The sequence below is a fragment of the Pseudomonas sp. JV241A genome, assembly GCF_900275665.1.
GTDB classification, from domain to species: Bacteria; Pseudomonadota; Gammaproteobacteria; order Pseudomonadales; family Pseudomonadaceae; genus Aquipseudomonas; species Aquipseudomonas wadenswilerensis.
This window is the reverse complement of the sequence record NZ_OPYO01000024.1, coordinates 87,877-106,884: the sequence shown is the minus strand read 5'-3', so window position 1 is coordinate 106,884 and position 19,008 is coordinate 87,877. Positions and strand designations below refer to the sequence as shown.

The following is a 19,008-nucleotide window of genomic DNA, read 5'->3' as shown; positions in this document are numbered from 1 at the left end:
TCCATCGACTACCTGCGTGCCGGCCATTATCGCGACACCCACGCCCAGTGCCAGCTGTGGCGCCAGGGCCGGCGGGTGACCAATGTGGCGATCACGGCCTGGCAAGGCAACCCGGATGAGCCGATTGCCACGGCGCGAGCACATTTCAAGATCGAAGAAATGACCTCGCCCTTGAAATAGCCCCAGCCACCCCCATCTGTTGTGCATCCCGCCGTGAAAGCAGGCCGCTGGCCTGCCCAACGACAACTGTCATCAGATCGGAGTGTTGAAGACCATGAGTGTGGAAACTCAAAAAGAAACCCTGGGCTTCCAGACCGAGGTGAAGCAACTGCTGCACCTCATGATCCATTCCCTGTATTCGAACAAGGAAATCTTCCTTCGCGAACTGATTTCCAACGCCTCCGACGCCGTCGATAAACTGCGCTTCGAAGCCCTGGCCAAGCCAGAGCTGCTCGAAGGCGGCGCCGAGCTGAAGATCCGCCTGAGCTTCGACAAGGACGCCAACACCGTCGCCCTCGAAGACAACGGCATCGGCATGAGTCGCGAGGACGTGATCGCGCACCTGGGCACCATCGCCAAGTCCGGCACCGCCGACTTCATGAAGAACCTCACCGGTGACCAGAAGAAGGACTCGCACCTGATCGGTCAGTTCGGCGTGGGCTTCTACTCGGCCTTCATCGTCGCCGACAAGGTCGATGTGTTCAGCCGCCGCGCCGGCCTGCCGGCCGCCGAGGGCGTGCACTGGTCGTCCAAGGGCGAGGGCGACTTCGAAGTCGCCACCATCGACAAGGCCGAGCGCGGTACCCGCATCGTCCTGCACCTGAAAAAGGGTGAAGAAGAGTTCGCCGACGGCTGGCGCCTGCGCAACATCGTCAAGAAATACTCCGATCACATCGCCTTGCCGATCGAGCTGCCAAAACAGGTCGAAGCCGCCGAGGGCGAAGACAAGCCGGCCGAAGAATGGGAAACCGTCAACCGCGCCAGCGCCCTGTGGACCCGTCCGCGTACCGAGATCAAGGACGAGGAGTACCAGGAGTTCTACAAGCACATCGGTCACGATTTCGAGAACCCGCTGGCCTGGAGCCACAACAAGGTCGAAGGCAAGCTCGAGTACAACTCGCTGCTCTACGTGCCGGCCCGTGCCCCGTTCGACCTGTACCAGCGTGAAGCGCCGCGCGGCCTGAAGCTGTACGTGCAGCGTGTGTTCATCATGGACCAGGCAGAATCCTTCCTGCCGCTGTACCTGCGCTTCATCAAGGGCGTGGTCGACTCCAACGACCTCTCGCTGAACGTCTCGCGTGAGATCCTGCAGAAAGACCCGATCATCGATTCGATGAAATCGGCACTGACCAAGCGCGTGCTGGACATGCTCGAGAAGCTGGCCAAGAACGAGCCTGAGCAGTACAAGGGCTTCTGGAAGAACTTCGGCCAGGTGATGAAAGAAGGCCCGGCCGAAGACTTCGCCAACAAGGAGAAGATCGCCGGTCTGCTGCGCTTCGCTTCCACACACGACGAAAGCGGTGAGCAGAGCGTTGCCCTGGCCGACTACCTGGCCCGCGCCAAGGAAGGTCAGGACAAGATCTACTTCCTCACCGGTGAGTCCTACGCTCAGGTGAAGAACAGCCCGCACCTGGAAGTCTTCCGCAAGAAAGGCATCGAAGTCCTGCTGCTGACCGACCGTATCGACGAGTGGCTGATGAGCTACCTGAGCGAGTTCGACGGCAAGAGCTTCGTCGACGTCGCCCGGGGCGACCTGGACCTGGGCAAGCTGGATTCCGAAGAGGACAAGAAAGCCCAGGAAGAAGTCGCCAAGGAGAAAGAAGGCCTGGTCGAGCGCCTGAAAGCGGCCCTGGGCGAAAGCGTCAGCGAAGTGCGCGTCTCGCACCGCCTGACCGACTCGCCGGCGATCCTGGCCATCGGTGAGCAGGACCTGGGCCTGCAGATGCGCCAGATCCTCGAGGCCAGCGGGCAGAAGGTGCCGGACTCCAAGCCGATCTTCGAATTCAACCCGGGCCACCCGCTGATCGAGAAGCTGGACAACGAGCAGAGCGAAGACCGTTTCGCCGACTTCTCGCACATCCTCTTCGATCAGGCCGCGCTGGCGGCGGGCGATAGCCTCAAGGACCCGGCGGCGTACGTTCGTCGCCTGAACAAGCTACTGGTCGAATTGTCGGCTTAAGTAGTTGCAGGAAAGCCCGCTTCGGCGGGCTTTTTTCATGGTGCAAGGAGGAGTGCATGAGCAAGGTTACCGTCGAATCGCTGGTCTATCATGTTGCCGGCAAAGCCTATGAGAGCCGCTTGTTCTATACCCAGGGCGCCCGCGAGCAGCCTGGGCTTTTGATGGCGCCAAACTGGATGGGGGTGGGCGAGGGCGCCGAACGTATCGCCCGCGAGGTTGCCGCCCAGGGTTATGTGGTGTTGCTGGCCGACATCTACGGCCAGACCCTGCGTCCGTCGGACATGGATGAAGCCGGTGCGGCGATGACGCCGCTGAAGAATGACCGCGTCGAGCTGCGCAAGCGCTTGAAGGCGGCGCTGGACCAGTTGCTGGGCCAATCCAGGGCGGTACTGGAGCCGGGCAAGCTGGCCACCTTCGGCTTCTGCTTCGGCGGCTGTTGTGCGCTGGAGCTGGCGCGTGAAGATGCGCGCCTGCTGGCCGCTGTATCGTTCCACGGCACCCTGGATACGCCGCTGCCGGCCGAGGAGGGCAAGGTCCGGGCCTCGATGCTGGTGTTGCATGGCGCCGCCGACCCGTTCGTGCCCAAGGAGCAGCTACCGGCTTTCGAAGCCGAGATGGACGCGGCCAAGGTTGATTGGCAACTGATCAGCTATGGCGGCGCGGTGCACTCGTTCACCGATACCGCAGCGAATATCCCCGGCAAGATGAAGTACGACGCACGCACGTCCAAGCGCGCGTTCCGCGCGATGTTCAATTTGCTCGATGAAGTGTTCCAGCGCTGAGTGGGGCGGGGCTGCTGTGCAGCCCATCGCCAGCAAGGCTGGCTCCCACACTGGACCTGCATGCATCCACCCTGTGGGAGCCGGCCTTGCCGGCGATCAATCTCAAGGCAACTCGATCCGTTCACTTTCCCCTGATACCGTCGGCCAGTCTCCGGCCGCCCAGCGTGCCCGCGCTTGTTCGATCAGCGCCGGATCACTGGCAACGAAATTCCAGTTCATTCGCCGCGGCCCGTCCAGTGGCGCCCCGCCAAACAGCACCAGCTGGCTCTGGCTGTCGGCATACAGGCTCATCTCTTCACCGGGCGGCAAGATCACCAGGCTGCACGGTTCGACCGCCTCGTTGTTCAGGCTGACTTCGCCATCCAGCACATACAGCGCACGCTCGACATGCTCGATGGGCACCGTCAGGGTGGTCGCCGCCTGCATCTGCACCAGCGCATACAGGGTCGGTGACAGCACCGGCACCGGCGATTGCAGGCAAAAACCGCTGCCGGCAATCATGCGAATGCTGACCCCCAGGGTGTCACTGACCGGCAAGCTCGCCGCCGGATGATGGCTGTAGTGCCCAGGGCCTTGCTCATGCTCCTTGGGTGACGCCAGCCATACTTGCAAACCGTGCAATCGCGAGTTGCCGGGCAGTAGCTCGGCAGGCGTGCGCTCGACATGGGCAATGGCGCTGCCAGCGGTCATCCAGCTGACTTCACCGGCCTTGACCCGTTGATCCGAGCCCAGGCTGTCCTTGTGCTGGATCTCGCCCTCGAACAGGTAGGTGAGAGTCGACAGGCCGATATGCGGATGCTGGCGGATGTTCATGCCGCGCCCGGCCGGGTACTCGGTTTCGAGCATGTGGTCGAAGAACACGAACGGCCCGACACTGCGGCACTGGGCCGAGGGCAGGGGGCGCAGGATAGGTTGCCCTTCGACCGATTCGGCGCGAGGGCGGATGACCAGGGGAAGGCTCACGGTGTGCTCCAGGCCAAGGGGGAAAGTTCTTGTAGCATAACCTGCTGAACTGGCGCGTGGTCGGCTCGGTCTACCCTGTCTGAATCGGCCAACAAGGAAAGCGTGATGATTGCCAGGTGTCTGGGCTGGGTGCTGTTGCTGGGGGTATCGCTGCAGGCGGCGCAGGCGCGCGAGTATCACTACAGTGATGCGCACCTGCATTACGTCGACTTCTTCCAGGAGACCGCCGGCATGGATGCCTTGCTCAAGGCCATGGATGAGGCCCGAATCGACCAGTCGATGATCTCGGGTATCCCGGTGGCCAAGAAGTGGCACGAGGATGAGCCCAAGCGCCCGCGTTATTACGCTGGCGACGATGCCGATGCCTACTGGTACAGCGCCACCGATATCTATGTAGCGGCAGCACTGGAGAAACTCAGCCCCGAACAACGCCAGCGCTTTCATCCGTTTCTCACCGGCTTCAACCCGGTGGACAAGAATGCCGTGGCCCACATCGAGCGCATGCTCGAGCTGCACCCGGGCCTGTGGCAGGGCATTGGCGAGGTGTTCACCCGCCATGATGACCTCACTGCGCTCACCAGCGGCGACACGCCCAGGGCCAATAACGAGGCCATGACCCGCATCTATCACCTGGCTGCCGAGCAGGACCTGCCGGTGCTGATCCACTCCAACATCACCTCCAAGCGTGAACGCAACCCGCTGTACCTGGCGGAAATCGAAGAGCCACTGCGCAATCACCCGCACACCCGCTTCATCTGGGCTCATGCTGGCACCAGCCTGGAGATTCATCGTCACCAGGCTCAGCTGGATTTTTTGCTGCCGACCCTGACGCGGATGCTCGAGGATTACCCGAACCTGTACATAGACCTCTCCTGGAGCGTGCTGCAGCCTTATCTGCTGGATGAGAAGGGCAACCCCAGGGTTGAGTGGCTGGCGCTGGTCAAGCGCTTCCCTGAGCGCTTCATGCTTGGTTCCGACGTGGTCGGGCGTTTCAACAGCCTGGGCGAGCAGTTGCATGGCTTCGATCCGTTCCTTGATGCCTTGCCTGCCGAGATTGCGCAAAAGGTCGCCCGCGACAACTTCCTTGCCGTACTGCCCAAGGCACGCAAGTGACAGCCCTGTCATCAGCCTGTCATGCCCGTGTCATAGCCTGCCGCCATCAACCTGATGGAGTGCACTATGTTCCCACGTCGTTTCAGCGCCCTGTGCGGGCTCATGCTGGTTAGTGGCCTGGCCGCTGCCGAGGTTCGCGTTGATGGCCCGGTCGAGTACGGCCTGTTCGAAACCCGCCACCAGAATTTCCAGCCGGGTGAGCGGGTGCTGACCCAGAGCAACCAGACCATCCAGCCAACCGATGAGATCCCGGCGCGCCTGGGCAGCAAGTTCGGTATGCGTTACCGGCTGGAGGGCAAGGTCGCCGAAGACACGCCGCTGACCCTGCTGTACCTCACCCCCGGTGTACGCACCCCGGACGGCAAGCGTCACGACAAGTTCGAAGTGGTGCAGAAGCTGGTGCCGGGGGCGGCCCAGGACGTCATGGCCTACGAGTTCACCGAGAACCACGAAGTGGTGCCGGGACAATGGCATTTCATGGTCTTCCAGGGTGATCGTCTGCTTGCCGAGCAGCGCTTTACCGTGCGCTGATCAAGGGTGACCGTGGTGTCGCGATCATAAGGCCTTTTGATATCACGTTTTCGTCTTACGCAAATTTTCCCCAGGCCGATACCGTCTAGAAGCAAGGACTGCTGCACTGTTTTGCAGCGCTTTTGGAGGGAGCCAGAAGATGAGCTTGAGAAGCATGAATATCGCGCCCAGGGCCGGCCTGGGTTTTGGTCTGGTGGCGGCGCTGGTGTTTGCCTTGGGCGCTTTTGCCCTGATGCAGATGACCAGCATGCGCCAGCAGTCCGCGCAGGTCGACAGCAATTGGTTGCCCAGCGTGATTTCGGTCGGGCAGATGACCCAGGATATGCTGCGCATCCGCGCCCTGACCCTGCGCCTGTTGGTCAATCGCGATGCTGCGGCGCTGGAACAGAACAAGTCGCGCATCGAAGAGATCAAGTCCGGCCTGGACAAAGCCCAGCAGAAGTACCAGGCGCTGATCGTGTTGCCCGAAGAACAAACCCTTTTCGATCGTTACCTGGGCCTGGAGCAGCGCTATCTCAAGCTGCAGAACCAGGTGGTGGCCTTGTCCACCGAGCATCGGCTTGAAGAGGCGGTAGCCATGGTCAACGGCGAGATGAACCAGTTGGCCGACCAGATGACCGCCAGTCTCAACGAGCTGATCGCGCTCAATAACCATCATGCCAACACTGCGACCGACCTTGCCGAGGTTGTCTACCAGGAGGCGCGGGTCTGGGTGATCGGCTTGCTGATCGCCGCCGTGGTGCTCACCGTGGTGCTGGCCCTGACCCTGACCCGCAGTATCGTCCGGCCGCTGGCGCAGTCACTGAAGGTTGCCGAGGTAGTGGCCACCGGTGATCTGACCCCGCAGATCTCGGTGCAGGGCAAGGACGAACCGGCGCGCTTGCTCACGGCGTTGAAGCAGATGCAGCAGAGCCTGCGCGATACCATCGGGCGCATCTCCGATTCGTCCAGCCAGTTGGCTTCAGCCTCCGAAGAGCTCAGCGCGGTGACCGAAGATGCCACCCGCGGGCTGCTGCAGCAGAGCCAGGAAATCGAACAGGCGGCGACTGCGGTCAATCAGATGACCACCGCGGTGGAGGAGGTGGCGAGCAATGCCGTGGCCACTTCCGAAGCATCGCGCGAATCGGATCGTATTGCCCGCCAGGGACGTGAGCAGGTGCGCCTGACCGTGACCTCGATCGAAGACCTGGCGGCCGGCGTCACCGCTAATGCCGAAGAGGTCGGGCAGCTGGCGCAACAGGTCCATGGCATTACCAAGGTGCTGGATGTGATCGGTGCGATTGCCGAGCAGACCAACCTGCTGGCGCTCAACGCCGCGATTGAAGCGGCCCGCGCCGGTGATGCCGGGCGCGGCTTTGCCGTGGTGGCGGACGAGGTGCGGGCACTGGCCCATCGCACTCAGCAGTCGACCCGTGAAATCGAGCAGATGATCGATGGCATCCAGCAAGGCACCAATCGTGCGGTCGAGGGTATGCAGCACACCAACGAGCGGGCGCGTGGCACCTTGGAAGGCGCCCATGCCGCAGGGGCGGCGCTGGAAGAGATTGCTGCGGCCATCAGCCTGATCAACGAGCGCAACCTGGTGATTGCCAGCGCCTCCGAGCAGCAGGCGCAGGTGGCGCGGGAGGTGGACCGCAACCTGACCAATATCCGCGACCTGGCCATGCAGACCTCGGCGGGGGCGAATCAGACCAACGCGGCGAGCCAGGCGTTGTCGCAGTTGGCGATTGAGCTGAATGGGTTGGTGGGACGGTTTTCGGTGTAAAGCATCGCGGGTCAAGTCGAGTTGTCGCACCGCCGCTCCCACAAGGTGGGAGTAGGACCCGCGATGGCACAAACAAAAACGCCCCGACGAGTCGGGGCGTTCGAGCATAAGGGGCTGGCCCTTACTTGCCTTCCCAGCGCTTGAGCACCAGGGTGGCGTTGGTGCCGCCGAAACCGAAGCTGTTGCTCATCACGGTATCGATCTTGGCGTTTTCCCGGGTCTTGGTCAGCACCGGCAGGTCGGCCACTTCCGGGTCCAGCTCGTCGATGTTGGCGGAACCGGCAATGAAGTTGCCTTCCATCATCAGCATGCAGTAGATCGCTTCGTGAACGCCGGCGGCGCCCAGGGAGTGACCGGACAGGCTCTTGGTCGAGCTGATGGCCGGAGCCTTGTCGCCGAACACTTCGCGAACGCCCTTCATTTCGGCAACGTCGCCAACCGGCGTCGAGGTGCCGTGGGTGTTCAGGTAGTCGATCGGGGTGTCGACGGTGGACATGGCCATCTGCATGCAGCGGATGGCGCCTTCGCCGCTTGGCGCGACCATGTCGTAGCCATCGGAAGTGGCGCCGTAGCCGACGATTTCCGCGTAGATCTTGGCACCACGGGCCAGAGCGTGTTCCAGCTCTTCAACCACGACCATGCCGCCACCGCCTGCGATGACGAAGCCGTCACGGTCAGCGTCGTAGGCACGGGAAGCTTTTTCCGGGGTGTCATTGCGCTTGCTGGACAGCGCGCCCATGGCGTCGAACAGGAACGACTGGCTCCAGTGCTCTTCTTCACCGCCACCGGCGAAGACTATGTCTTGCTTGCCCATCTGGATCTGTTCCATCGCAGTACCGATGCAGTGAGCACTGGTGGCGCAGGCCGAGGCGATGGAGTAGTTCAGGCCCTTGATCTTGAATGGGGTGGCCAGGCACGCCGAAACGGTGCTGCTCATGGTCCGGGTGACGCGGTACGGGCCAACGCGCTTGACGCCTTTTTCGCGCAGGATGTCCAGCGCTTCCATCTGGTTCAGGGTCGAAGCGCCGCCGCTGCCTGCGATCAGGCCGGTACGCGGGTTGGAGACTTGCTCTTCGGTCAGGCCCGAGTCCTTGATCGCGTCGGCCATTGCCAGATAGGCATAGGCAGCGGCGTGACCAACGAAACGGAAGATTTTACGGTCGATCAGTTCTTCGAGGTTGAGGTCAATGGAGCCGGAAACCTGGCTACGCAGACCCATTTCGGCATATTCCGGGTTGAATCGGATGCCAGGGCGGCTTGCACGCAGGTTGGCGGAGACGGTCTCTTTGTCATTGCCCAGGCACGAAACAATGCCCAGACCAGTGATAACGACGCGGCGCATGCGGATAACCCTTAGAAGTTGTCAGTGGAGGTGAATACGCCGACACGGAGGCCTTCGGCGGTGTAGATCTCGCGACCGTCGACGCTGACCGAACCATCGGCGATGGCCATGTTCAGCTTGCCTTTGAGGACGCGCTTGATATGAATGTTATAGGTGACTTTCTGGGCGGTCGGCAGAACCTGGCCGAAGAATTTCACTTCACCCGAACCCAGTGCCCGGCCACGGCCCGGCAGGCCTTGCCAGCCAAGGAAGAAGCCGACCAATTGCCACATGGCGTCCAGGCCCAGGCAGCCCGGCATCACCGGATCACCTTCGAAGTGGCAGGCGAAGAACCACAGGTCCGGGGTGATATCCAGCTCGGCGACCAATTCACCTTTGCCGTACTTGCCACCCTCCTGGCTGATATGGGTGATGCGATCAACCATCAGCATGTTCGGGGCGGGCAGTTGCGCGTTACCTGGGCCGAACAGCTCACCGCGACTGCAGCGCAGCAGGTCTTCCCGAGTAAAGGCGTTTTGTTTGGTCATGCGAGCTCCTCAATAGTCCCCGTGCGGCAGGGGGCAAATCTTCCCGGCCGTCCCAAAACGCGTACGTTTGAGTCGGCAGCCTACACATAGACTATTGCGTTGTAGTGAAAGTCACAGCGCACGGGGCAAAGAAGTACACTTGTGCACTGAAATTTTATTTTCAAGCCCTTCGCAGCGCTTGTCCAGTCTCTAAGACTGCCGCAATTTAGCATTTATCGCCAGTCGCAGCTGCCTGACCGGGCAACCAGCGTTGCAGAATTTGTTGCAGATCAGTGCGTTTGAACGGCTTGGCCAGGTAGTCGTTCATGCCCGCGTTCAGACAACGCTCGCGATCGCCCTGCAAGGCATTGGCGGTCAGGGCGATGATCGGCATAGCGGCCGCCTGCGGCAGCAGGCGAATGCGCCGGGTGGCCTCGTAGCCGTCGATAATCGGCAGGCGGCAATCCATCAGCGCTGCGGCAAAGCGCTGGCGCCCGGCCTGGGCCACGGCCTGGGCGCCATCGACAGCGATGCACACCTCAAAACCCAGGCTGCGCAGCATGGCTTCGATCACCGTCTGGTTCACCGGATTGTCCTCGACCAGCAGGATGCGCCGGCCCTGGCCGTCGTCTTCGGGGCGGGTCAGGCCGCTGGGCAGGCGCGGCGTTTGCGCCGTCGACAAGGCCAGGGGCATTTCCAGGGTGAAGGTCGAGCCGAGGCCTTCACGGCTTTCGCCGCGCAGGGTGCCGCCCATCCGTTCGGTCAGCGTGCGGGCGATCGACAGGCCCAGGCCGGTACCGCCATAACGGCGGGAGATCGAGCTGTCGGCTTGCTGGAAGGCGATGAACATCATTTCCAGGCGCGTGCTGTCGATGCCGATACCGGTGTCGCGTACCGCGCAGGTGAACCAGATCAGCTGGCGGTCGAGCACCTGCCAGCGCGGTTCGATCTGTACGCTGCCGTGCTCGGTGAACTTCAGCGCGTTGCCGATCAGGTTGAGCAACACCTGGCGGATGCGCGTCGGATCGCCTACCACCTGCAGTTGCTCCATGCCCGGTGGCAGACGCAGTTGCAGGTCCAGCTGGCGCTGCTGGGCCAGGTGCTGGAACGACTGCACGCTGCTGCCGATCAGCTCGCCGAGGTTGAAATCGATGTGCTCCAGCTCCAGGGTGGTGCGCTCGATGCGCGAGAAGTCGAGGATATCGTTGATGACTTTGAGCAGGTGCCCGGTCGACTCACTGGCCACGGCCGTGTACTCGGCCTGTTCTTCGCTGAGGGTGGTGGTTTCCAGCAATTGCAGCATGCCCAGAACACCGTTCATCGGCGTGCGCAGTTCATGGCTCATCATCGCCAGGAAATCAGACTTGGCCTTGTTCGCCTGCTCGGCCTCTTCACGGGCCTGGATCAATTGCGACATGGCCTGCTGCTGTTCGTGACTGGCCTTGCCCAGCGCACTGGCGAGGTTGTTGATGTGCCGGGCCAGGTGGCCCAGTTCACTGTCATCGACCACCGGCAGCGGCGCATTGAACTCACCTTGCTGGATGGCCTTGACCGCATGGCCCATGTCGCTGATCGGCTTGGCCAGGCTCAGGGCCAGGCGCCGGGCCAGGATGAAGGTAAAGAGCAGGGCGAACAGGGCAAGAATCCCGGCCTTGACCACGATTTCCTGTTGCCGTTCGTTGAAGGCGTCATCCGACATGCCGACGATCACCCGGCCCAGGTAGTCATCGCCGATGCTCTTGGTCGGTGCGTTGCTGTGCAGGAAGTCGTTGTCCAGGCGGATCTGTTGCAGGCGGATCGGTGCCTGGAACACTTCCACCTGCTGCGCGCGGTTGTGGCTTTCGTCAGGCTGCTCGACGTACACGAGGATGTGGTTGCTGCTGTCCTGCACCTCGAGAAAGCGCACGTGGGGGATGCTCAAGGTGGCGCGCATGAGGCTTTCGAGCACTTCGTTGTTGCCGGCGATCACGCCGTACTCGGAAGCTGGGGCCAACTGATTAGCGATCAACTGGCCGGTGTGGTTGAGCTCCTGGCGCAAGTCCTGAATGCGCACGAAGGTAAAGAAGCTGATCAGCAGCAGGGTCAGCAACAGGGCCGGACCGAGGCTGATGATCTGCGTGCGGGTGTGAATGTCCCAGCTCAGGCGCCGACTCATGGTGTGCTTTCTCCTTCGGCCAGGGCCAGGGCGGCGGCGGACGGGTCAATCGCTTCGATGCCCAGGGCGCGGGCAACCTGCTGGTTGCCGAGCACGCTGAAGTGATCCGGGTAGAGCGTGCGGGGCCAGCGGTTGGGCGCCTGGTCGAGCAGCCGTTCGAGCACCGCCAGCCAGTCGTCCTGGTCGCTCAGGGTGCTGGCCAGGGCGCCGGCCTTGACGAACCCGGCATTGGGCCCGATCAGCGCCATCTGCCGGCCATAGCTGCTGAGCAAAACGTTCTTGGCCGTCTTCGAGTTGTACAACTGTGGATCGTCGATGCCCAGCAGTACATCGCTGTTTTGCAGAAGACTTTGCAAAGGCCGGCTGTCGCGCAGGTCTGGCCAGGCTTCGGCGACGATTTCCAGGCCCAGCGGACGCGCCGCCTTGCGCAATTCATCGAGGAGGAACTGACTGTGTTCGGCATACAGCACGCCGACCCGCTTGGCCTGCGGCAACAGGTAGCGGGCCAGGCGCAACTGCCGGGCCAGGGGTGGGTCGCTCCACAGCAGGCTGAGGTAAGCCGGGCGCAGGCTGCCCAGCCGTTGCTGGGCCTGGACCCGGCTGACGCGCAAGGCCAGCGCCGGTGGCCCGGCGGTTTCGCTCAGGCGCCATTCGAGGCTGGCACTGTCGAGCAGGATCAGCCGGGTGGCGGCTTTGATCTGGCTGGGGCGGGGTAGCTTGGCGACTGGCACGAAACGCACCTGATCAGCCGGACGGCGCTCGCGCAACGCTTCAACGAAGCTGCGCACACCGGCGTTGTCCTGGCTGCCGGTCAGCAGGATCTCGTTAGCCGACAGGCCGCACAGGGGCCACAGGCAGGCCAGCAGCAGCCAGCGCCGCAGGCGGCGCATCAGAATTCCAGCTCCGCACTGAAAGACAGCACATGACGGCTGTCGTAGCGATTGTCGGCGATGGTCGTGGGCTCATCGTCCAGACGCTGCTGGAGCATGCCGGCCAGCTCCAGGCTGGTGCGGTTCCAGCGCAGGCGCTTGGCCACGCGCAGGTCGAGGCGTTCGAAGCGGTACTTGTTGAGGGCGTCGTCGCCGTAATAGAAGAGGGCGCTGGACCAGCCCGCGCCCCAGTCGCGCAGCCAGCCGGCCGAGCCGCTGTTGTGGGCGCTCAGGCGTCGGTCGGCGGGGTTGCTGGCCCAGGCGTCGACGTAGGCGTAGGTCAGGCGCAGGCGGTCGGCGGGGCTCAGGCGCCAGTCCAACTGCGCTTCGCTGCCGCTGAAACGGGCCTCGTTGCTGTTGCTGGCGATGTACTGGTTGTTGCGCAGCGGCTCGCTGATCATGCCGGTGATTTCGTCGTAGAACAGCTTGAGGTCGACGCTCAGGTCGGCATCGGCGAAGTAACCGTTGTAGCCCAGTTCCCGCGAGCGCATGCGCTCCTGTTCAAGATCGCCGGGGCCGCGGGTCTTGACGAAATATTCGGCGTTGCGCCGGCCGAAAGCGCCAGGCACCAGGTTATTGACCCGGTAGCTCCAGTTGACGTTGTTCTCGAACATGTCCGGCGAGCGCACCGCTTCGGAGTATACCGCGCGCAATCCATGGCGCGGGGTAATCAGGTAGTTGACCGCCACCCGCGGGGTCAAGGAGCTACCGGACAGGCGGGCATCTTCGTACATGGCCCCGCCCTGAAGGATCCAGTGCTCGTCGGCGCGCCATTCCAGGTGACCGAACAGGCGCCAGGTGCTGTCGTCCAGGCTGCCATTGAAATAGGTCTGCGAGTCGGCGCGGTCGTAGCGATAGTTGGCGCCGCTGACCAGGCGCAGGCTGTCGGACAGGCTCAGGGTGTCCTGCACTTCAAGGTCGTAGCGGGTTTCCCGGGTGCTCTGGTCGATATCACCGCAGACCTGCTGCGAACCGCCATTGCTCCACTGTTGCTGTACCTGCTCGGCCAGGGCGCGTTCCTCGCTGCTGCCGGCGGGCAAGGGCGAAGTAATGTTGCGCGCCACCTGCTCGGCGTAATTCGGGTTCAGGCGCCAGAGCTGGGTCAGTTGCGGGCTGAACGACAGCGCCGCATCGCAGGCGCGCCATACCTGCTCACGATCCCAGTGCTGGGCCGAGCCCTGTACATAGAGGCTGTGGTCGGGGTTGAAGTCGATGTTCCAGCGCAGCGAACCGGCGTAGTCCTTGGCGTTGAGGTCGGCGTTGTTGCCTGCGGCAGTAATGTAGGGGAACACCGGTTTATAGGTGTAGGGCCGCTGATCGCTGCCTTCCTTGGCCGAGAATTGCCATTCCAGGCTCTGATTGCTGGCCAGGGTGTGGCTGGCACTCAGGGCCAGGCGGTTGAGGCGGCGACTGTCGCGGTAGTCCTGGCCCCAGCGGTTTTCGTCGAAACCATCGTCCTGCATGCCCGACAACGACAGGCGCAGGTCGCCGCCGTCCCAGCCCAGGCCCTGGCTTGCGTACCAGTCATTGATACCGCGTTGGCCGCGGGTAACCTTCAGGCGCGTGCCATGGCTGTCGGCCGGGCTGCGGGTGAGGATATTGACCACTGCCATCAGCGCATTGGCGCCATAGCTGACGGTGTTGGGGCCGCGGAACACCTCGATGCGCTCGATATCTTCCATGGCCAGCGGAATGTCGCTCCAGTCCACGGTAGCCAGGCCGGCGCGGTACACCGAGCGACCGTCGATCAGCACCTGCATACGCCGGGCATCGTTGACGTTGCTGCCATGGTAGTTGACCGTCGGCTGGTTGCCGGCGCCGTAGCCGATCATCATCCCCGGCACCAGGCGCAGCAGTTCGGGTATGTCGCGGGCGCCGCTGGCACGAATCAGCTCGCTGTCGAGCACGGTCATGCTGCCCGGCACCGCCGCTGGCGATTGCTTGAGGCGGGTGGCGGTGAGCACCTGCGGCAGGGCCTGGCTGTCGACGAACAGGTCGTCAGCCATGCCGGGGCTGCTGAGCAGGGCTGTCAGCAATAATAAAGGGCGATTGGAGGTCGGGCCAAAAGACACAGTGCGGCCTTGGTAACTGGTTCAAGTCGGGCATGTTAACCGAGTGGCGGGCATTTTCCAGTCATGGCGCGACTGTTCCCAAGGCCTATTCGGTCATCTGCCACTGGCTCTGGCACTGGCGCTCCGTATAATGCGCAGGTCGCCACTTTAATTGGTTTTAACGGATTGGATATGACTGAACAGCAGCCTGTTGCAGTTCTGGGAGGCGGGAGTTTCGGCACCGCCGTGGCGAATCTGCTGGCGGAAAACGGCGTTCGGGTGCGGCAATGGATGCGCGACCCCGAGCAGGCCGAAGCCATGCGTACCAACCGCGAGAACCCGCGCTACCTCAAGGGCATCAAGTTGCATGCCGGGGTCGAGCCGGTCAACGATTTGCTGGCGACCCTCGAGGCCTGCGAGCTGATCTTCGTCGCCTTGCCCTCCAGCGCCCTGCGCAGCGTGCTGGCGCCGCACGCTCAGCTACTGGGCGGCAAGATGCTGGTCAGTCTGACCAAGGGCATCGAGGCGCAAAGCTTCAAGCTGATGAGCCAGATCCTCGAAGAAATCGCCCCTCAGGCGCGCATCGGCGTGCTGTCGGGGCCCAACCTGGCCCGCGAAGTGGCCGAACACGCGTTGACGGCCACCGTGGTCGCCAGTGAAGACGAAGCTCTCTGCCAGCAGGTTCAGGCCGTACTGCACGGGCGCACCTTTCGTGTTTATGCCAGCGGCGACCGTTTCGGTGTCGAGCTGGGCGGGGCGTTGAAGAACGTCTACGCGATCATCGCCGGCATGGCCGTGGCCTTGGGGATGGGCGAGAACACCAAGAGCATGCTGATCACCCGCGCCCTGGCCGAGATGACCCGCTTTGCCGTCAGCCAGGGTGCCAACCCGATGACCTTCCTGGGCCTGGCCGGGGTCGGTGACCTGATCGTCACCTGCTCCTCGCCCAAGAGCCGCAACTACCAGGTCGGTCACGCCCTGGGCCAGGGCCTGAGCCTGGACGAGGCGGTCAGCCGCCTGGGTGAAGTGGCAGAAGGGGTGAACACCCTCAAGGTGCTCAAGGTCAAAGCCCAGGAGGTCCAGGTGTACATGCCCCTGGTGGCCGGGCTGCACGCGATCCTGTTCGAAGGCCGGACCCTGACCCAGGTGATCGAGCTGCTGATGCGCGGCGAGCCGAAAACCGATGTCGACTTTATCTCCACCAGTGGTTTCAACTAAGCAGGAGCAGGACATGAACGAATCTTCGAACCAGACCCAGCGCGAATCGATCATCTTGCGCGTACTGTGGATGCTGGTATTCCTGGTGGTCTGGCAACTGGCCGAACTGCTGCTCGGTGGCCTGGTGCTGGTGCAACTGATCTACCGGCTGATTTACGGTGCACCGAGCGCCAGCCTGATGAATTTCGGCGACAGCCTCAGCCAGTTCCTGGCCCAGATCGGCCGCTTCGGCAGCTTCCACAGCGACCAGAAGCCCTGGCCATTCGCCGACTGGCCAACCCCGCGCGCGCCGGAAGGCGAAGCCGCGCACAGCGTACCGCCTGCGCCGCATCCGGTACGCGACGAAGAGCCGAAGCTGTGAAGCTCTGGGTTCTGCGTCACGGCGAGGCCGAGCAGCGGGCCAACACCGATGCCGAGCGCCGGCTCACCGCCCATGGCCGCGAGCAGGTGCTGCGCAGCGCTGCTGTGTTGCTTGGCCAACCACCGCAGGTGATCCTCGCCAGCCCCTATGTACGTGCCCAGCAGACCGCTGCCCTGGTCCATGAAGCGCTCGGGTTTGCCAAACCGGTGCAGACCGTGTCCTGGCTGACCCCCGACAGTGACCCGCAAGCGGTCATCGCCGAGCTGGACAAACTGGGCGTGGAGGAGGTGCTGCTGGTCAGTCACCAACCGCTGGTGGGCAACCTGGTCGGCTTGCTGGAACATGGTAACTACCGGCACCCGGCGCCAATGAGCACCGCCAGCCTGGCGCAGCTCGAAGGCGAATGGCCGCTGGCCGGGCTGATGACCCTGAGTAACCTGCATCACCCATGAATCACCCGCTACAACAATGACAAGAAGGATTGATCCCATGAGCCTGTGGCACACCCAGCCTGATATCGATCACCTCAACGCGTTGCTGAAAAACACCATAGGCGAAGTGCTGGACATCCGCTTTGAGGCCTTCAGCGAGGACTCACTCAGCGCCAGCATTGTCGTCGATCACCGCACCCACCAGCCTTACGGCCTGCTGCACGGCGGCGCCTCGGTGGTGCTGGCCGAAACCGTCGGCTCGATGGCCAGCTACCTGTGCATCGACCCGCAGAAGTTCTACTGCGTGGGCCTGGAAATCAACGCCAACCACCTGCGCGGGATCCGCAGCGGGCGGGTGACGGCGACGGCCAAGCCGGTGCACATCGGCCGCAGCACCCACGTCTGGGATATTCGCTTGAGCAGCGACGAGGGCAAGGCCAGCTGCATTTCGCGTCTGACTATTGCCGTGATTCCCCTGGGTCAGGACGCACCGAGCCGCTGATCGACCTGACATTTTTACCAGTTGTCGTGCTCCGTGCAGCTTGTTAGCGTGCGTTGAAGTTGCGGGGCAGGGTGTCCCAGGGAATTCGACTATGAGCAGTAGACATCTGGATCTGGTGTACTCGGCCGATGTGCAGCCGACGCTCGACAAGGTGCGCAAGCACCAGGCGCTGGATTTTGCCGAGTACCGCATGCTGCAGGACAGCGCCGACGCCAAGCTCGACTACCTGCTGCGCAAGTTCGAAGGCCAGTACGAGCTGGAGCAGCTGCGCCAGGCCAGCATCCGTATGTCACACCTGCTGCAGACCAGTTGCCTGGCCTTGCGTCGGCTCGAGCTCGATGCCGAAGACAAACGCCGTGCCCGCGAAGCCCTGGAGCAGCAACTGGCCTATATGCAGGCCTGCCTGCGCCGCTCCATGGCCAGTTTCGGCGAGTATTGACCTGATTGCCGTCGCCGATGGCCTTTCCGGACATTGCCGCAGCGGGTGCGGTTGCCGACAATGAGCCATCACTTCCCTCTGGATTGGCGGCCATGTCGCAGCAGATCTTCTTCGCCCATGCCAATGGCTTCCCCTCGGCCACTTACGGCAAGCTCTTTGCTGCGCTGGCCCCCGACTATCAGGTGACCCACCTGGCCCAGCACGCCCACGATCCGCGTTTTCCGGTCAATGACAACTGGCAGAACCTGGTCGACGAACTGATCCATCACCTGGAGCAACAACCCGGCCCGGTCTGGGGCGTCGGTCATTCCTTGGGTGGCGTGTTGCACCTGCATGCGGCCATGCGCTGCCCGCAGTACTACCGTGGTGTGGTGATGCTCGATTCGCCGGTATTGACCCGGGTCGATCAGTGGCTGATCCAGGCAGCCAAGCGCATGGGTTTCATCGATCGCATCACCCCGGCCGGGCGCACGATGGGCCGCCGCGAAGCCTTTGCCGATCGTGACAGCGCGCGGGCCTACTTTGCTGGCAAGACGTTGTTCCGGCATTTCGACCCGGAATGCCTGGACGCCTACCTGGAGCATGGACTGCAGCCTGACGAAGACGGCTTGCGCCTGCGCTTTGATCCGGCCACGGAGATCAGCATCTACCGCAGCCTGCCGCACACCAGCCCAAGCCCGGCCAAACAGTTGCAGTTGCCCCTGGCCATGGTCCGTGGCAGTCATAGCCGAGTGGTCAAGCGTCATCACGCCCTGGCCGTGCGTGGCATGCCGAAAGGCGAATACCACAGTCTGCCCGGCGGCCATATGTTTCCGCTGGAGCACCCCACCGATACCGCGAGCCTGATCAAGGACCTGTTCGACCGCTGGCAGGACACCCCGGCATGAGTAGCGAAATGGAAGAAGTTCGCCTGAACCTGGGTCATATCGAGCTGGCCGCGCACTTGTTCGGGCCCGCCGATGGCCTGCCGGTAATCGCCTTGCACGGCTGGCTCGACAACGCCAACAGCTTTTCCCGCCTGGCGCCCCGGCTCAAGGGCCTGCGCATCCTGGCCCTGGACCTGGCGGGCCATGGCCATTCCGACCATCGCCCGGCTGGCGCCGGCTATGCCCTGGCCGATTACGCCCACGATGTGCTGCGCGTCGCCGAGCAGATGGGGTGGGCGCATTTTGCCCTGCTCGGGCATTCGCTTGGGGCGATCATTTCGGTGCTGCTGGCCGGTTCGCTGCCCGAACGGGTCACTCGCCTGGCCTTGATCGACGGGGTGATCCCGCCCACCAGCGGCCCTCAGGATGCCGCCGAACGCATGGGCATTGCCCTGCAGGCGCAACTGCGCCTGGACAGTAAACGCAAGGCGGTGCACCCGACCCTCGACCAGGCAATCGAGGCGCGCATGAAGGGCCTGGTGGCGGTCAGCCGCGAAGCCGCCGAGCTGCTCGCTCAGCGTGGGCTGATGCCGGTACCCGGTGGTTTCAGCTGGCGCAGTGACAGCCGCCTGACCCTGCCATCGCCCACCCGGCTCAACGAAGCCCAGGCCATGAGCTTTGTGCAGCGCATCGCCTGCCCGGCGAAACTGGTGGTGGCAGCCGAGGGCATGCTGGCGCGCCACGGCGCGTTGCTTGAGCAGCTACCCTTTGAGCGAGAACAACTGCCGGGCGGCCATCACCTGCACCTGAATGACGAGGCCGGCGCAACCCTTGTTGCAGACTGTTTCAATCGCTTCTTTGGCATTCCTTGACTT

19 protein-coding genes are annotated in these 19,008 nt (G+C 63.1%); 13 read left to right on the top strand and 6 right to left on the bottom strand.

Annotated elements, in window-relative coordinates:
- The 3 genes from JV241A_RS16105 to JV241A_RS16095 all read left to right on the top strand — a co-directional run.
- A partial coding sequence (locus JV241A_RS16105) for an acyl-CoA thioesterase domain-containing protein (protein ID WP_275670886.1) occupies positions 1 to 180 on the top strand: 180 nt, incomplete at its 5' end.
- Between the two features lie 94 nt (positions 181 to 274).
- On the top strand, positions 275 to 2,179 hold the full coding sequence (htpG, locus tag JV241A_RS16100) for a molecular chaperone HtpG (protein ID WP_134063493.1): 1,905 nt from the start codon (positions 275 to 277) through the stop codon (positions 2,177 to 2,179).
- A gap of 56 nt (positions 2,180 to 2,235) precedes the next feature.
- Entirely contained in the window at positions 2,236 to 2,961 is a 726-nt protein-coding gene (locus tag JV241A_RS16095) for a dienelactone hydrolase family protein (protein WP_115087933.1), read from the top strand.
- Positions 2,962 to 3,063: 102 nt separating this feature from the next.
- Here JV241A_RS16095 and JV241A_RS16090 read toward each other — a convergent pair whose 3' ends face one another.
- Complete coding sequence (locus JV241A_RS16090) at positions 3,064 to 3,924, bottom strand: pirin family protein (RefSeq protein WP_134063491.1); 861 nt, start codon at positions 3,922 to 3,924, stop codon at positions 3,064 to 3,066.
- 105 nt (positions 3,925 to 4,029) lie between these two features.
- Between JV241A_RS16090 and JV241A_RS16085 the strand changes: the two genes are divergently transcribed.
- From JV241A_RS16085 to JV241A_RS16075, 3 genes are all read left to right on the top strand, one after another.
- Complete coding sequence (locus JV241A_RS16085) at positions 4,030 to 5,037, top strand: amidohydrolase family protein (protein ID WP_115087931.1); 1,008 nt, start codon at positions 4,030 to 4,032, stop codon at positions 5,035 to 5,037.
- A 66-nt stretch (positions 5,038 to 5,103) separates the two neighbouring features.
- Positions 5,104 to 5,568, top strand: a complete 465-nt coding sequence (locus JV241A_RS16080; protein WP_115087930.1) for a DUF3859 domain-containing protein — start codon at positions 5,104 to 5,106, stop codon at positions 5,566 to 5,568.
- 139 nt (positions 5,569 to 5,707) lie between these two features.
- Positions 5,708 to 7,333 carry a methyl-accepting chemotaxis protein gene (locus JV241A_RS16075; RefSeq protein ID WP_115087929.1) on the top strand — a complete coding sequence of 542 codons (1,626 nt, stop codon included), beginning with the start codon at positions 5,708 to 5,710 and terminating at the stop codon, positions 7,331 to 7,333.
- 121 nt (positions 7,334 to 7,454) lie between these two features.
- On the opposite strand, the gene fabB is transcribed toward JV241A_RS16075, so the two are convergent.
- The 5 genes from fabB to JV241A_RS16050 all read right to left on the bottom strand — a co-directional run bounded on the left by fabB (position 7,455) and on the right by JV241A_RS16050 (position 14,271).
- Positions 7,455 to 8,675, bottom strand: coding sequence for a beta-ketoacyl-ACP synthase I (gene fabB, locus JV241A_RS16070; protein WP_115087928.1), 1,221 nt, complete (start codon positions 8,673 to 8,675; stop codon positions 7,455 to 7,457).
- 11 nt (positions 8,676 to 8,686) lie between these two features.
- On the bottom strand, positions 8,687 to 9,202 hold the full coding sequence (gene fabA, locus JV241A_RS16065; RefSeq protein ID WP_115087927.1) for a 3-hydroxyacyl-[acyl-carrier-protein] dehydratase FabA: 516 nt from the start codon (positions 9,200 to 9,202) through the stop codon (positions 8,687 to 8,689).
- Positions 9,203 to 9,407: 205 nt separating this feature from the next.
- Positions 9,408 to 11,336, bottom strand: a complete 1,929-nt coding sequence (locus JV241A_RS16060) for an ATP-binding protein (protein WP_115087926.1) — start codon at positions 11,334 to 11,336, stop codon at positions 9,408 to 9,410.
- Complete coding sequence (locus tag JV241A_RS16055; RefSeq protein WP_115087925.1) at positions 11,333 to 12,226, bottom strand: ABC transporter substrate-binding protein; 894 nt, start codon at positions 12,224 to 12,226, stop codon at positions 11,333 to 11,335. Before JV241A_RS16055 ends, JV241A_RS16060 begins: the two co-directional genes overlap by 4 nt.
- Positions 12,226 to 14,271, bottom strand: a complete 2,046-nt coding sequence (locus tag JV241A_RS16050; protein ID WP_240047878.1) for a TonB-dependent receptor — start codon at positions 14,269 to 14,271, stop codon at positions 12,226 to 12,228. Before JV241A_RS16050 ends, JV241A_RS16055 begins: the two co-directional genes overlap by 1 nt.
- Positions 14,272 to 14,508: 237 nt before the next feature.
- Here JV241A_RS16050 and JV241A_RS16045 point away from each other — a divergent pair, with 237 nt between their 5' ends.
- From JV241A_RS16045 to JV241A_RS16015, 7 genes are all read left to right on the top strand, one after another.
- The gene (locus JV241A_RS16045) at positions 14,509 to 15,534 is read left to right on the top strand and encodes an NAD(P)H-dependent glycerol-3-phosphate dehydrogenase (RefSeq protein ID WP_115087923.1); all 1,026 of its coding nucleotides are present in this window, start codon (positions 14,509 to 14,511) and stop codon (positions 15,532 to 15,534) included.
- A gap of 13 nt (positions 15,535 to 15,547) precedes the next feature.
- On the top strand, positions 15,548 to 15,895 hold the full coding sequence (locus tag JV241A_RS16040; protein ID WP_010224647.1) for a DUF4389 domain-containing protein: 348 nt from the start codon (positions 15,548 to 15,550) through the stop codon (positions 15,893 to 15,895).
- Positions 15,892 to 16,347, top strand: a complete 456-nt coding sequence (gene sixA, locus JV241A_RS16035) for a phosphohistidine phosphatase SixA (protein ID WP_134063487.1) — start codon at positions 15,892 to 15,894, stop codon at positions 16,345 to 16,347. The genes JV241A_RS16040 and sixA overlap by 4 nt, the downstream gene beginning before the upstream one ends.
- Positions 16,348 to 16,384: 37 nt before the next feature.
- Complete coding sequence (locus JV241A_RS16030) at positions 16,385 to 16,828, top strand: hotdog fold thioesterase (protein ID WP_115087921.1); 444 nt, start codon at positions 16,385 to 16,387, stop codon at positions 16,826 to 16,828.
- 91 nt (positions 16,829 to 16,919) lie between these two features.
- Positions 16,920 to 17,267 (top strand): hypothetical protein, encoded by a 348-nt coding sequence (locus JV241A_RS16025; protein ID WP_115087920.1) that lies wholly within the window; start codon positions 16,920 to 16,922, stop codon positions 17,265 to 17,267.
- A 92-nt stretch (positions 17,268 to 17,359) separates the two neighbouring features.
- Positions 17,360 to 18,154 carry an alpha/beta hydrolase gene (locus JV241A_RS16020; RefSeq protein WP_115087919.1) on the top strand — a complete coding sequence of 265 codons (795 nt, stop codon included), beginning with the start codon at positions 17,360 to 17,362 and terminating at the stop codon, positions 18,152 to 18,154.
- The gene (locus JV241A_RS16015; RefSeq protein ID WP_134063485.1) at positions 18,151 to 19,005 is read left to right on the top strand and encodes an alpha/beta hydrolase; all 855 of its coding nucleotides are present in this window, start codon (positions 18,151 to 18,153) and stop codon (positions 19,003 to 19,005) included. Before JV241A_RS16020 ends, JV241A_RS16015 begins: the two co-directional genes overlap by 4 nt.
- Positions 19,006 to 19,008 lie beyond the last annotated feature (3 nt).